Source organism: Enterococcus sp. DIV0802b, from assembly GCF_050543535.1.
Taxonomy (GTDB): domain Bacteria; phylum Bacillota; class Bacilli; order Lactobacillales; family Enterococcaceae; genus Enterococcus_D; species Enterococcus_D entomosocium.
Window position 1 is genome coordinate 46,819 of the sequence record NZ_CP172941.1, and the last position, 14,348, is coordinate 61,166.

Consider the following 14,348-nt stretch of genomic DNA (forward strand, 5'->3'; position numbering starts at 1 on the left):
TGCGTAATTAAAACATATATATACAAGTGGATATGAAAGGGGTTTATTAATTATGGGAAAGTATCGTGATGATGCTGAGAAGCTGCTGGAATATGTTGGCGGCAAAGAAAATATCGCCGCAGTAACACATTGCGCGACACGGATGCGTTTTGTTTTGAACGATCAGACAAAAGCAAACGAAAAGGCAATTGAAGAAATTCCAAGTGTCAAAGGGATGTTTACGAATGCGGGACAATTCCAAGTCATTATCGGCAATGATGTCTCAACGTTTTACAATGATTTTACCGATGTATCAGGAATAGAAGGTGTTTCTAAAGAACAAAGCAAAGCGATTGCAAAAAACAATCAAAATATCGTGCAACGAGCGATTGCTACGTTAGCTGAGATCTTTACCCCGTTATTACCAGCGATTATTGTCGGTGGTTTGATGCTAGGGCTGAGAAATTTCTTAGAAGGTGTACCGTTAGAAGCTCTAGGTGGACAAACCATTACGCAAGCTTCTACTTTTTGGAACGGTGTCAACGGCTTTTTATGGCTGCCCTGTGAAGCGATCTTTCACTTTCTACCAGTAGGGATTACCTGGAGTATTACACGTAAGATGGGAACCACGCAAATATTAGGGATTGTTTTAGGGATTACATTGGTTTCACCGCAATTATTAAATGCTTATTCAGTAAGTTCAACTTCTGCTGCAGAAATCGCCCAAAATTATACGTGGGACTTCGGGTTCTTCACTATTGATAAAATTGGGTATCAAGCACAAGTGATCCCAGCAATGCTGGCAGGTTTCTTATTGGTTTATCTTGAAAGATTCTTCCGGAAATGGATTCCAGAAGCGGTTTCAATGATCTTCGTTCCATTGTTCTCATTGCTGCCAACTATTTTAGCAGCTCACATGGTATTAGGTCCAATCGGTTGGCAAATCGGATCAGGCATTTCTTGGGTCGTAAATGCTGGCTTGACCTCACCATTAAACTGGTTATTTGGTTTCATTTTCGGTGGCTTGTATGCGCCTTTGGTTATTACCGGATTGCATCATACAACGCTAGCGATCGACTCTCAATTAGTAGCGGATTTTGGGACAACAAACCTTTGGCCAATGATCATGCTGTCAAATATTGCGCAAGGTACGGCAGTATTGGCGATTTGGTTCCTTCACCGTGGCAATAAAAAAGAAGAACAAGTCTCTGTTCCAGCAACGATTTCTGCTTACATGGGGGTTACTGAACCAGCGATGTTCGGGATCAATTTGAAATATGTTTACCCATTTGTCGCAGCAATGGTAGGTTCTGCCTTCGGTGGAATGCTGATCACTGCAACGAATACCCGTGCATTAGGTATTGGTGTAGGGGGACTGCCTGGCTTCTTATCATTTAAAATTGAAAACTATCCAATGGTCTTCATCTCAATGGCGGTGACGATTGCGATCACTTTTGTTTGCACTATCGTCTTTAGAAAAGTTACCTTCTTAAATAAATTAGAACCGCAATTGGCTGCTGATACAGCTGCAGCAGCGGCTGTTGCACCAACGACTGCTGCACCGACAACTGCAGCCCCAGAAGCAACACAAGTTTCAGAAGAAACCCTTTATGCTCCAGCTGATGGGAAAGTAGTTGCCATCACTGAAGTTTCTGACCCTGTCTTTTCTCAAAAAATGATGGGTGACGGCTTTGCTGTTCAGCCAACGAACGGAACGATTTATGCTCCTGTTGCAGGTACGATCTCTAGCATTTTTGAAACGAAACATGCAATCGGGATTTTAACGCCTGGTGGCGCGGAAGTTCTTGTCCACATGGGCTTGGATACTGTAGAACTAAAAGGTGCGCCATTTGAGGTTCTTGTTTCTGAAGGTGATACAGTCACACCAGAAACGAAGCTTGCAGTGATGGATCTAGATGCCGTTATCGCAGCTGGCAAACAGACAGACGTTTTGACGGTCATCACGAATGCCGAAAAAGTGCGTCAGCTTTCATTGACGACTACAGGCACAGTGACAGCCAAAACAGCGGTTGGTTCAGCTGAATTAAACTAAAAAAATAATCCGTTTCCGAGAGCGCCCTTTGACTAAGAAGGGGAATCGGAAGCGGATTTTTTTATGGGCCGTCCTCAAGGGAGGGCGGCTTTTTTTCGTTGTTTTTCAATTGGCAAAGCCGCAGTTAGCTGACAGCTTTTTTGTCGGTGTTTTTGCGGAAGTAGTTGATCGTTAATAGGAAAGTCAGTAAGACCAGGGCCCACAAAAAGAATAAGGCGATTTGAGAGCCGATGACCGTCCCTTGGGTGTAATCGGTCGTCGCATTTTGTGCCAAATTGATAATGGTCGCCACCACAGCCGTCGCCACTGCACCAGAAAATTGCTGCAGCGTATTAAAGATCGCATTACCGTCCGCGTACAACGCAGGAGTCAGCTTGTTTAAGCCGGTGGTCATCATATTGCTGTAGGCTAAGCCGATCCCGATCATGTAAAAGACATGTCCGGCAACTAGGCTCCAAATGAAAGGCGAACGCAAAACAAGGGCTAAGGCAAGCCAACCAATGGCAATCAAAGTCAAACCAGACAGGATCGGTTTTTTCGGTCCAACTTTATCCAGCAACCGACCAGAGATCGGCGCAAGGACCGCCCCGATGGCCGCCCCGGGCAGCATAACTAATCCTGCAGTAAAGGCATCTTTTCCCAAGACGAGTTGGACAAAGTTCGGCAAGACAAAGGAAATGCCCAGTAAAAGGAACTGACAAACGAGAAAGCCGAAAAGAAACAAACTGAAGCTGCGGTTTTTCAAAACAGCCAAACGAATCAAAGGGTTCGGGCCTTTTGAGCGTTGATAAAACAAGCCAGCACCAATGAAACCGAAAATCAGCGGCAGTAGACTCGCTAAGGTGCCTACTTGATTCAAGAACAATAAGAAGCCGCTGAACATCAAGACGATTCCTAATACACTCAGTAAATCCAGGGAAGTGTCTTTTGCCCCAGCCGTTTTAGGGATCGAGTAAAGGCCGAGTACTAGGGAGATCAGTAAGACTGGGATTAAGAAAAGAAAGATCGCATTCCAAGACCAATGGGCGGTCAATAATCCTCCATATGTCGGTCCGATCGCTGGAGCGATGGAAGTGGTCAAATTCCCTAAGCCGATCGCCGCTCCCCGCTTTTCAAAGGGGGAGTAAGTCAAAATGATGTGGAACATCAAAGGCAGTGCGATCCCTGTGCTGGCACCTTGGAAAAAGCGGCCAATCAGCAAAATGGCAAACGTCGGCGATAAAAAGTCGATCACCAAGCCAACAAGGAAGAAGGCGTTGGCAGCTAGAAACAAGGTTCTCAATGAGAAGCGTTTCAAAAGGTAGGTCGATATTGGGACAATGATGGAGATGACCAGTAAGTAGATGGTCGTCACCCATTGGACATCGGATGTTGAAAGCGTAAATTGATCGATCAATGTCGGAAACGTTACATTCATGGCTGTTTCAATCAGCACGCCTGCAAATGACATCAATCCGGTTGCGAGGATCGCCCCCACGAGTTTTTTGTTGTTTTCCATATTCTCACCTCTAAAAATTCGCAAAAAAAGAGACCGTTTCTATTCTCATAGAAACCGCCTCTCTCTCGACAAGCGAACCCGCTTGTTATCTGTACGATTTAATCTATCGCTATTCTACTGACTTCATAAGAAAGTGTCAAGAGAAGTGGATAAAAAAATAGCAAAAAACTTTTTTGAAAGTTTTCAAACTTTTACTTACACGAAAAATTTTCTTCTGCTAGAATAGTCGAGTACGAAAAAGAGAAAGGAAGTTGTAACATGCCCATCAACAAAAAAGAAAGTTTGATCTATACGACACTTATGTGTATTTTCATGGTGTATTTTATGAGTGTTTACAACCTCATGTTCCAAGTCGGTGTTTCTGCATTGGCATTCCAATTGGCGTGGAATGAATTGCCATTAGCCCTTTGTGTCGCCTTTATTTTGGATTGGTTCATTGTTTCTGGTCCGGCAAAAGGTTTGGCATTTCGATTTTTGGACCATCAATCAGCTACTTGGAAAAAAATCGGTTTGATTTCTTCATTGATGATCGCCGGCATGGTGATCTGTATGTCACTCTTTGGTGCGTTGATGCATCCAAACCCTGATCACTCGGTGTTCGTCAATTGGCTAAGCAACATTGGGAAAAATGTGATTGTCGCATTGCCGTTGCAATTGTTCATTGCAGGCCCAATCGTTCGCCGGGTGTTTCGCGCCTTGTTTCCTATTGGCACTGTGCAAGAACAGCCAGTACTAGGGGAATAATCGAGCATTAGAAAAAACGTACTGCAGACAGGCTCTACCAAGGTTAGCTAAAAATAGCTGGCTTGGCGATACCTGGACTTGCGGCACGTTTTTTTGCTTTTATAAACAACAAAAAAACCCATAGGATGGTATGGGTTTTTCTGGTTACCCTATGAAATAGGATACAGGATGTACCTATATAGTAATATGGTGAGGTCAAAAAGGAAAGTTCAATTTTTTCATCAATACATGAAATTAATGCAAATCACTTGTTTTTCTGACGAAAAAAGCAACTTATAATTGTTTTTGCCGATTAGTCTGTGTAGAAACCAATCAGTTGATACCAACGACGATGCTCAATATGGTAGGCATCAGGTGAGTACCCTGACATTGAAAAACCGATAAAGGTGATGACCAGTCCGAGAATAATAAACAACAGACTGAGAAAAACGAAAAAGCGCTTATTGATTTTGATCATAGGACTGCCTTCTTTCGATAGTTTTGAACAAATGATTTTGGCCAAACGACAAGGGAGTGGGTAAGACGTGAAAAAGGTCGGCTCATACTATAAGTGGCGATCAGACAAAGAAGCCCTAAACCAAATAAGAAAATCCCCACGCCTAACTGACTTAAAAAGAGATAGAAACCATCCGCCATCAGCATGGGACTTAAGACAACGCTAGCAATCCCACCGATAAACGTAGTGACACCAATCATGCCAGTGGTGAAAGGCACACACCAGATGATTATTAAAAAGCTTAGGATCAGCAAAGCGGCACTTAACAATAAGCTGCCCCACAATGGAAAGCCTAGCACTAAGATCAAGAGCAAAAAGGGATGAAAGCGGCGGGGAATCTCTACCACGACCTCTTCTGTTTCTGTGACTGTTTGGATCAGTTCTTTTGGGGAGCCAAGGCGTGCCACGGCTTCTTCTTCAGTGTATCCTTCTTCCATCAAATCTTCGATCATCTCGTCATAATAGTTGATCAGCTGATGAATCTCGCTAGGTCTGACTTTTTCAGATAATTCTGCAGCCAATGCCTTGATAAAATCAACTCTGTTCATCTAGTGTTCCTCCTTTAATAAATCGCTGGATCAATGTCAATTGGGGCCAGTCGTTGGTTAAAAAATCGTCGATCCGCTGTTTGCCAAGTTTGGTCAAGCGGTAATATTTTCGGGTCCGTCCTTGATGACTCTTGTTGTAAGTCTCAACCGCTCGGCTGGCTTCTAAGCGCTTCAAGATAGGGTAGAGGGTGGATTCTGAGATTGGTAGTAAAGGAGAAATATTTTTGACTAATTCATAGCCATAAGAGTCCCCGTGCTGCAAATAGGCTAAAACACAAATTTCCAATAATCCTTTTTTTAATTGGGCATCCAAAGGCTCTCCTCCTGTTCATATCCATACTATACATTACATAGTATCATTTCACAAGTAGTATCAAAAAAATCAGTCTTAAGACTTAGCCGAGGAAAACAAGGAGGTTTTTCAGGAAAATGGTCAAAAATATAAAACAAAATTAAGAAATTCGGCAGAAAGTATATGTTAACGTTCTCTTTTTTGTTAAAGTAGAAGTATGCAGATTACTTTCAGTAAGAAAATTGGGTGTTGGTGGTGTTTCACTGGAAGAAAGCAAGTGAGAGTAGAGGAGCGTTAGCGAGAGCTGATCGCCTCAAGAAAGGAAGGGGTATTATGAGAAAAGCAACGATTACGAAAAAATATTTGATCAACTGTTTAAAAAAATATCTGGTGGAATATCTTTATCGGCCAATCACTGTCCGCGACATTGCTAAATATGCACGAACATCGACCCAACCAATCTATTTGAATTTTTCAAACATGCAAAATTATAAACAGGCAATGGTCGATGATGTCTTCCATGACATTCATGAAGCAAAAAAAGAGACGGTGATGACACTGGATCCTCTATACTGTTTTTGGCATGACTATTACGTGTTCGCCAGTCGCAATCGAGCCCTCTTTTTTGCATTATTTTTAAATGATATTGGTTGTGGTCCTTACATAAAAGAGCGTTCTTTTGCATATTTTCAAGAAGCAATCGCTGAATCAACTGTTTTTCAATGTGAGCAAGAAAACGATCTGAGGAAATACCATGAAGAAGCCTTGATTTTTTTTAGCGGTTTGGTATTGCTGTTTATTCGTGAAGGGTGTACTGACGGCAACAAGGATTTTATAAAAGATACCATGGAGTATTGGGAACGAATGTTAAAGAAAGCAAAAGGCGTGACGCGAGACCAGGGTCGGCAAGGATTATTAGAGGTCGGTACGTTTGCTGTAGAGGAATAGGTACTTGAAATCAAGCATTAAAATAAATATCTGAATATTTTGACACCAAAAAACCGTTAGTGATTAAACATTCTTCACTGACGGTTTTTTTGAGGAGGTAAGTCTTGCGGTATGAGTAGAACAATTGTGGTGTTTTCACCTTTTACTGATTGAATCGATAAGGAAGCTTGCGTGCCATAGTACAATGCTAGCCGTTGGCGTACATTGTTGATACCATAATGTTGATCAGAAGGTTCCTCCAGTTGTTTTAGCTGTTCAGGATCAATCCCGGGACCATTGTCTTGAATCTCAAACCGTAGCCATTGTCCTTCTTTGAGGCAGCGGATCGTCAATACCCCTCTGCGGTCATCTTCAATATGATCAAGCCCATGAAAGACGGCATTCTCGACAAACGGCTGCAAGAGCAGATGGATCATCGGATATTCACCGATATTTGAGTCAATTTCGAGGACTAAATCAAAGGAATGGTGATGCATTTTTTGCTGAATTTTAGCATAGGTGATCGTCAGATCGAGTTCTTTGCTGACGGATAGCCGGTTGGATCCTTGGTTTAGGCTGAGACGGTAGAATCGAGACAGCAGCTGAGCCATCTCACGGATCTCGTGATTGCCGTTTAGTGTGGCAGTATTGCTGATCAGTGCTAAGGAATTATAAAAGAAATGCGGATTGATCTGGGCTTGCAGAGCCCGCAATTCGTATTCTTTTTGTTTCAATTCGGCTTCATATACTTCATTGATCAGCTCAGCGATTTTATCTAGCATTTTTTGAAAATTGGTGTATAACTGCCCGACTTCATCTTTTGAAGAATATGTGTGCTGGATTTTGAATTGATCCATTGATAAAGAGGCCATTTGCTGGGTCAAAGAGTTGATCGGCTGTACCACGGTTTTAGCCAACCACCAGCTGGATAAAACCAATATCATTAATACAAAACCAAAGATAATAAGTGCCGCACCAACTAGATACAGTAAACTGCTGAAAAATGACTGTGCGGTTTTAACAAAAACGATTTGCCAATGATTATCCAGCAGTACAGGTGCCTCTTCAATAACTGCGTTTCCAACCAGCCACTGTTTTTGAGTACGTTGCTGCTTCGTCAAATAATCAATGCGGTAAAGCGTCTGCCCGGTCTCTGACTGAATCGTCAAATCATAAGGCTCCTCAGTGACTGCATCAAGATTCGTGAACAATGCTGCTCGATCGATGGTTAAAACGATGTAGTTTAAGGAATCTGCGGTATGGCCTTTTAAAAAAAGGTTGGTATAAAAAGAAAGTTCCTCCCGTTCTTTGTCAAAATACGTTCGAATCTCGGTCGAAGGTTTTTCTTTTAGAAAAGGCAGTGCTGTATCAGCCGTGATTTTTTTGACGTATTGCCCATGATCATAAAGATCGATCGTGGTGTATAGCGTGATGCCTTTAATATCTGCTTGCGGAAAACGAACACTGTGAAACAAAGGCACGATCGTATTTTGAAAGAGATTGTATTGATCAAAGTTTGAGAAGCGTTGACTAGAAAGCTCTTGCGTCAAGGCGGTATTGTTGGCTAAAAAGAGCAGGCTGTCCCGATAGGTGTGGATCTTGCTTTCTAACTGATAGCTGATACTTTTGAGATTATCGGAGTAAGCACTTTTTTCCTGCTGTTGGATAAAGGCTCGGATGATAGATACCCCGACAAAGGTCAAAACGATCAGAGGAACAATGCTTGAAAGAATTGAAATAAGGGCGATCTTTTTTTGAAAACGAAAATTTTTAACACAATCGTGGACTTTTCTTAACAAAAGGGACCTCTCTTTCTATACGCATCCGGCGTCATTCCGACAATTTCTCGGAACGTTTTGCAAAAATAGGAATAATGATTAAAGCCAACTTGTTTGGAGATAGTTCGAATGCTGCAGTTCGAGTTCTTTAAACGCTTCTGAGCCTGTTTGATACGGTAAGACTTGATGTATTTGGTGATACCCATGCCTTCAGAAGTACTGAATAATTCGCTTAGGTAGTTAGGATTGATATTGACTTCCTTTGCTAACCGATCCAAGCTCAACTCTTGGTGAAAATGAGCGAATATATAGGATTTTACTTGGCGCACATAGTCATTTGACTGGCTCCCGTTGATTTGAAGCAATGCATCATGGATATAATGGAAGAGGGCATCAAAAATATCCGCAATTAGTTGCAGACTTGGCGCTTCCAGTATTTTTCCAATCTGATTAGCGCCACACTCCGCATCAAAAGTGATCGTGCACTGATCGAGGATTGTTTGATAAAAGGTCGCAAAATAAAACTTGGCATTGGTTGGTTCCTCACGTCCATTTGTTTCAAAGCAGTCGAAAACTGTTTTCACAAGCGCGTGGGCTTTTTTACTTTCGTATTGATTCACATACGAAACGGTTTTTTCGAAAAGCGCTTTCTTGACGATGTAGTGATCTCCCGGAAGCAGCTGGCAGATTTTCCCTTTGTTTTGCTGATAAAAAGACCGCTGACTGGTTCTCAGTAAGTCATGATAGGTGCCATACACCCCTGAATGGTGGGGAACTGGTCCGCTGTCAAAAAGTGTTATTTTTTGCTGAAACTGTTCGGAAAAATAGGTAGTTAAGTTGTTTTTTCGCTCTTCGATTTCCCTTTTTGGCAAAGGTTCGTTAAAAAAGAGCAGTTGTGCTGGAGCTAAAAACAAACTGAACATTTCAGGAAATGCAGCAGATAGCGAAGGGACAAAATCCGGCGCATTCCAAGAATCCAGCGGCCAAGTAACGAGAAAAAAAGAGGGATGAGTCTTAAAAAAATCTTGTGCAATCGATTGCTCTTCCTTCGGCAGTGAATGCCAAGGATAGCCATAAAAAAGTTTACTCAAAATCTCTTTCAAGTAATGGGTTTGTGCGATTGTTTTTGTGTAAGCGCGCTGCTTTTGTTGATCAATAAAAAGAATGATTTTATTTATTTGTTCATAAAAATCATCAGGGTCGATTGGTTTTAAGAGGTAGTCAACCGCTTGTAACTGTATGGCTTTTTTTACATAATGAAAATCTTCAAAGCCGCTGATAAACATCACAGGAATTTCAGGAACTGCTTCTTTGATTCTCGCTACGAGGGCATGTCCATCCATAAAGGGCATCTTTACGTCGGTAATTATCAAGTCAAAGGGCTGTTCCTGAAAAAGTTGCCAGGCTTCGCGGCCATTTTTGGCTTCTTCGATCAGCCATTCTTTTTCATGCTGACTCAAGAAGTATTTGATCACTTCTCTTTGATCGTAGCTGTCATCAGCAAGCAGCAGTCGGTACATGGTTTTCGCCGTCCTTTCGTATAGAGAAAATTACGCAGTCGCTTCTTCTTTCTATAGTAAGCGATAAACAAAAAAAGCAACAGAGCGAATTTGTAAACGTTTTATTTTTCTGGAAATCGTGCTATGAATCTGAAAAAAGTGCTATATTTTCTGTGGAAGCGATTGCGTATAATAAGGATATCAAAAAAGTTTGAGGAGGAAAACAATGAAATTTAGGCGGGGGACAGCAATGTTAACAGCAGTTGCTTCAGCACTTATTATGACAGGATGCAGTTCAGAAGAAGCAAAGACCAATGAAAATGGGGATACCGTGATTACGATCGGACGCCAGACCGCACCGAACTCGAAACTGCCTGAGGGGGATTCTTACAGCAATAACGCATATACTCGATTGATTCAAGAACGCTTGGGCATCGAGCTGGAGAGTGCCTTTGAAGCCCATGGGGAAGACTATGATCGTCAAGTATCGCTAGCGATCGCTTCAGGGGAACTACCGGATACGATGATCGTCGGATCAAGAGATGAATTGGAAGAATTAGTTAACAATGATTTAGTGGAAGACTTGACCGAAGTATTTGAGGAGCATGCCGACGATTTTCTAAAAGACATCTATGATTCGTTTGATGGGATTCAGTTAGAAGCAGCCACGTTTGATGATCGCTTGATGGCGATCCCATCTACTAGCGATGACTTCGGGCCCAATCTTGTCTGGTTGCGCCAGGACTGGCTAGATGAGCTAGGTATTGAACTGGATAAAGATGGCAATCGCTCAATTACATTGGATGAGTTGAAGGAAACAGCGATTGCTTTTCAAGAAAATGATTTAGCCAATACCGGAAAAGCAGTTGGTTTGCCATTGGCCTTCTGGTTGTCTTCGCCAAATCATGGCGGCACGGCATATACCGGAACAGCCATCATGAATGCGTTTGGAGCCTACCCAAAATCGTATCTCCAAGATGAGAATGGGCAGATGTTTTATGGATCCAATACGCCAGAAATGAAAGAAGCACTAACGCTACTGAAGGACTGGCAAGATGAAGGGTTCATGGATCCGCAATTTGGTACCCGCACGTATGACGATATCCATGCCATGATGGTTAATGGAGAAACGGGCATCGCTTTTGGTCCTTGGCACATGCCTGACTGGGGCTTAGTACAAGCCAAACAAAATGATCCAAATGCTGAATTTGTTCCTTATGCCCTTGAAAATGCTAACGGCGATGGAGGGGTCAATGCCGTGGCTAACCGCGGCACTGGGCAATACATCGTGGTGCGCAAAGGTTTTTCTGAGCCGGAAAAAATCATGGAGATGATCAATCTGATTTATGGTGAAGTTGCCAACTCGGAAGATATTGAAGCCGAGTTTCCGGAAATTTATGACTATGCGAAAGTGGATGTCGATGGGACGGTTCGTCCATGGAATGTTGTTTTCTTAAAAGCCTATAGTGAGATTGATGATGCAGTAGAAGCTTCCAAGGCGGCGGTTGGCGAAACATCTATCGAGGATATCTCCAACTTCTTCATCAAAGAAAACGCCGAAAAAATCAAGCAATATCTGGATAGCCCTGAAGAAACTGATCCGGTGGACTGGACCCGCTATGCCTCCCGCTATTTAGCCGTCAATAATGTGATGGGCGGTATCAGAGAGCAAGGACGCTTGAATGAAGTGAAACCACCGCGTTTTGATTCGATCAAAGCCAATGAACGAAACGGCGCACAAGTAGGGAAACTGGAGGAAGAGACCTTCATTAAGTTTATCACTGGAGAAGAACCCCTGGAAAACTTCGACAACTATGTTGAAACCTGGAATAGCCAAGGTGGGACAGCCATACTTGAAGAAATGCAAGAAGTAGTAGATCAGCGAGCAGATAATTAAGCGGCCACTCCAGCGGTTCTGACACTCGTCTTTCGAACAAAGAAAAGCAAGGTTGTATGCAGGAAAACCGACTGCAGGTGCCTTTTCTTTGTTCGAATTTTTTCATCAAGCGGCTGGTGAGGCAAAAAATTTATGGAGGAGTAAGTAAATGGAACTTTCTGTTGAAAAAGAAAGCAAAAAAGAAAAGAAAAAGTGGTTTTCTCGAGATCAGCTTTTCTTTCTAGGGATGATTTTACCAGGCATAATTTTTATTTTGATTTTTTCTTATGGTCCTATGTTTGGGTTGTTGATGGCATTTCAAGATTATGTGCCAGCGAAAGGTGTATTTGGTTCTGAATTTGTGGGATTCGAGCACTTTCGCTACCTGTTCAGTTTACCGGATATTTTCTTAGTAACTAAAAACACGATTTTCATCGCTTTCTGGAAAATTGTCTTTAATACGATCGTACCGATTCTTTTTGCGATTCTATTAAATGAAGTGCGTGTAAAGTGGATGAAACGCTCCATTCAGACCATCGTATATTTGCCCCATTTTCTTTCATGGGTCATATTGGCTTCAGTAGTGGTCAATTTATTCAGTCTTGATGGAACGGTGAATCAGATTTTACAAAACTTTGGTGTAGAACCATTAAACTTTTTGGGTAGTAATCAGCTGTTTCCTCGTTTGCTGATCGGGACCGATGTTTGGAAAAGTTTTGGTTACAGTTCAATCGTGTACCTTGCTGCCATTACCTCGATTGATCCGGGATTATATGAAGCAGCAACGATGGATGGTGCTTCTTGGTCAAAAAAAGTCTGGCACGTAACCCTGCCGGGGATGATGCCTTTTATTTTGCTGATGACGATTTTGTCGCTGCCTAATATCTTGAATGCCGGCTTCGACCAAATTTATAACCTGTATTCTCCGGTTGTGTATCAAAGCGGCGATATTATCGATACCTATGTCTACCGAATCGGTCTGATCGGTAGAGACTATAGCTTAGGAACCGCCGTTGGTCTGGTCAAATCGGTGATCGGTCTATTCTTGATTTGGTCTTCCAACAAAATTGCGGAGAAGAAGACTGACAGAGTGATGTTTTAAGGAAAGGAAAAAAGAGATGAAAGAAAAATTTAGTATACGGCATGCAGTAATTTATTTGATCGTCATTGTTTTGGCTCTTTCTTGTTTAGTACCGATGTTGAATGTCGTGGCACTTTCTTTAAGCAGCAGCAGTGCCGTCGCGGCAAATGCTGTGGGGCTATGGCCAGTAGATCTGACCTTAGCGGCTTATGAGCGCATCATGAGCGATCAGCAGTTTTGGCGTTCTTTTGGTATTTCAGTCATTCGTGTGGTGATCTCTTTATTGCTGAATTTGGTGATGATCGTAACGATGGCTTATCCGCTATCTAAATCAAAAAAAGTATTTCGAACGAGAAAATTATTCATGAGTGTGATGGTTTTCGCTATGCTCTTCAGTGGCGGCATGATCCCAACGTATTTGGTCGTTCGCAATCTAGGATTATTGAATACGATTTGGTCCCTGATTTTACCTAGTGCAGTCCCTATCGGCAGTGTGATCTTGGTGATGAATTTCTTTCGGGGAATTCCCAAATCATTGGAAGAATCTGCTCGGATCGATGGGGCCAACCCACTGCAGATTTTGGGACGAATCTATATTCCAATGTCTTTGCCGTGTTTGGCAACCGTTTCTCTATTCAGTATTGTCGGTAGTTGGAATGATTTTTTCAGTGGACTGATCTATATGACCAAGACTGAAAACTATCCTTTAATGACCTATATCCAAACACTATCAGTCAACATTGCTGAAACAATGCAACAAGCCGGGAATTTGACTTCCGAGCAGCTACAAAGTCTACTAGCGGTCTCTGATCGAAACCTGAATGCAGCGAAGATCGTGGTGGCAGTGGTGCCGTTATTGATTATTTATCCGCTTCTACAAAAATATTTCGTTCAAGGAATCGTTGTCGGATCAGTAAAGGAGTAAACCCACATGATACACTTTTTTCATTCAGAAAACTTCTTCGCACGAATCGCTTGGAAATTCAGCCAGTTGCTCCTATTAAATGTACTACTCTTGTTTTTTAGTTTGCCGCTCTTCACGATCGGTGCAGCCATTACTGCGGGTTCTAAAGTGGCGACTGATCTGATAGAAGGAAAAGCACCGGCTGTTGTTCAGCAGTTTTGGTCGGTCTTTTGCCAAAGCTTTCGAAAGAGCACTCTTATCTGGCTCAGTCTACTTTTTTCTTTGTGGCTTTTGACTGCTGATTGGTTGTATTATTTCCAACTAAAAGGGACGCCTGATCTTTTTACCGTAGGCTTAGTAATTTGTACGTTCATGTGGCTTCAATTTTTCCAAGTTTCGTTTTTCTTACTCGCACGTTACGATAGCGGAATCAAAACGATCCTTTTGAACAGCATAAAAGTCGCCGCAAAGCACCCTTTTAAAATACTTATTCTTCATATTCTGACTGCAGCCCCTATTGTCATCATGCTTCTTTCACCCTATGCGCTGGTTTTCAGCATGTACATTGCCTGCTTTTTTGGTCTTAGCTGTTTTTTGTATGCACGCTGTCAGTTATTGTTGGCAATTTTCAAGAAATATGAGAAGGTAGAAATAGCAGAAAAGTAACTGGCTT

The 14,348-nt window shown here is 42.2% G+C and carries 13 protein-coding genes; 7 read left to right on the forward strand and 6 right to left on the reverse strand.

Annotated elements, in window-relative coordinates:
• Positions 1 to 52: 52 nt before the first annotated feature.
• Entirely contained in the window at positions 53 to 2,032 is a 1,980-nt protein-coding gene (gene treP, locus IGJ12_RS00225; protein ID WP_008376729.1) for a PTS system trehalose-specific EIIBC component, read from the forward strand.
• A 124-nt stretch (positions 2,033 to 2,156) separates the two neighbouring features.
• On the opposite strand, the gene IGJ12_RS00230 is transcribed toward treP, so the two are convergent.
• A complete protein-coding gene (locus IGJ12_RS00230) occupies positions 2,157 to 3,530 on the reverse strand; it encodes an MFS transporter (protein WP_430619231.1) in 1,374 nt (457 codons plus the stop codon).
• A 258-nt stretch (positions 3,531 to 3,788) separates the two neighbouring features.
• On the opposite strand from IGJ12_RS00230, the gene IGJ12_RS00235 reads away from it, so the two are divergent.
• Positions 3,789 to 4,274: a hypothetical protein gene (locus IGJ12_RS00235; RefSeq protein WP_005226468.1), complete on the forward strand. Its 486-nt coding sequence runs from the start codon at positions 3,789 to 3,791 to the stop codon at positions 4,272 to 4,274.
• A 292-nt stretch (positions 4,275 to 4,566) separates the two neighbouring features.
• Here the strand turns inward: IGJ12_RS00235 and IGJ12_RS00240 are convergent, their stop codons facing one another.
• Genes IGJ12_RS00240 through IGJ12_RS00250 form a run of 3 tightly spaced genes read right to left on the reverse strand, consistent with a single transcriptional unit; the run spans position 4,567 to position 5,631 of the window.
• Positions 4,567 to 4,731, reverse strand: a complete 165-nt coding sequence (locus IGJ12_RS00240; protein ID WP_005232885.1) for a hypothetical protein — start codon at positions 4,729 to 4,731, stop codon at positions 4,567 to 4,569.
• A complete protein-coding gene (locus tag IGJ12_RS00245; RefSeq protein WP_005232884.1) occupies positions 4,728 to 5,318 on the reverse strand; it encodes a DUF1700 domain-containing protein in 591 nt (196 codons plus the stop codon). The genes IGJ12_RS00240 and IGJ12_RS00245 overlap by 4 nt, the downstream gene beginning before the upstream one ends.
• The gene (locus tag IGJ12_RS00250; RefSeq protein WP_005232883.1) at positions 5,305 to 5,631 is read right to left on the reverse strand and encodes a PadR family transcriptional regulator; all 327 of its coding nucleotides are present in this window, start codon (positions 5,629 to 5,631) and stop codon (positions 5,305 to 5,307) included. Before IGJ12_RS00250 ends, IGJ12_RS00245 begins: the two co-directional genes overlap by 14 nt.
• 225 nt (positions 5,632 to 5,856) lie before the next feature.
• Here IGJ12_RS00250 and IGJ12_RS00255 point away from each other — a divergent pair, with 225 nt between their 5' ends.
• Positions 5,857 to 6,558 (forward strand): TetR/AcrR family transcriptional regulator, encoded by a 702-nt coding sequence (locus tag IGJ12_RS00255; protein ID WP_005232882.1) that lies wholly within the window; start codon positions 5,857 to 5,859, stop codon positions 6,556 to 6,558.
• Positions 6,559 to 6,632: 74 nt separating this feature from the next.
• Here IGJ12_RS00255 and IGJ12_RS00260 read toward each other — a convergent pair whose 3' ends face one another.
• Entirely contained in the window at positions 6,633 to 8,336 is a 1,704-nt protein-coding gene (locus IGJ12_RS00260) for a sensor histidine kinase (RefSeq protein ID WP_139843220.1), read from the reverse strand.
• Entirely contained in the window at positions 8,330 to 9,835 is a 1,506-nt protein-coding gene (locus tag IGJ12_RS00265) for a response regulator transcription factor (RefSeq protein WP_430619232.1), read from the reverse strand. The genes IGJ12_RS00260 and IGJ12_RS00265 overlap by 7 nt, the downstream gene beginning before the upstream one ends.
• Before the next feature lie 205 nt (positions 9,836 to 10,040).
• Here IGJ12_RS00265 and IGJ12_RS00270 point away from each other — a divergent pair, with 205 nt between their 5' ends.
• The 4 genes from IGJ12_RS00270 (at position 10,041) to IGJ12_RS00285 (ending at position 14,341) form a co-directional block, all read left to right on the forward strand.
• A complete protein-coding gene (locus IGJ12_RS00270) occupies positions 10,041 to 11,711 on the forward strand; it encodes an extracellular solute-binding protein (protein WP_016611650.1) in 1,671 nt (556 codons plus the stop codon).
• Positions 11,712 to 11,859: 148 nt separating this feature from the next.
• The gene (locus IGJ12_RS00275) at positions 11,860 to 12,792 is read left to right on the forward strand and encodes an ABC transporter permease (RefSeq protein WP_008376715.1); all 933 of its coding nucleotides are present in this window, start codon (positions 11,860 to 11,862) and stop codon (positions 12,790 to 12,792) included.
• A 16-nt stretch (positions 12,793 to 12,808) separates the two neighbouring features.
• Positions 12,809 to 13,696, forward strand: a complete 888-nt coding sequence (locus IGJ12_RS00280) for a carbohydrate ABC transporter permease (protein WP_005232877.1) — start codon at positions 12,809 to 12,811, stop codon at positions 13,694 to 13,696.
• A 6-nt stretch (positions 13,697 to 13,702) separates the two neighbouring features.
• The gene (locus IGJ12_RS00285; protein ID WP_420657273.1) at positions 13,703 to 14,341 is read left to right on the forward strand and encodes a DUF624 domain-containing protein; all 639 of its coding nucleotides are present in this window, start codon (positions 13,703 to 13,705) and stop codon (positions 14,339 to 14,341) included.
• Positions 14,342 to 14,348: the final 7 nt, after the last annotated feature.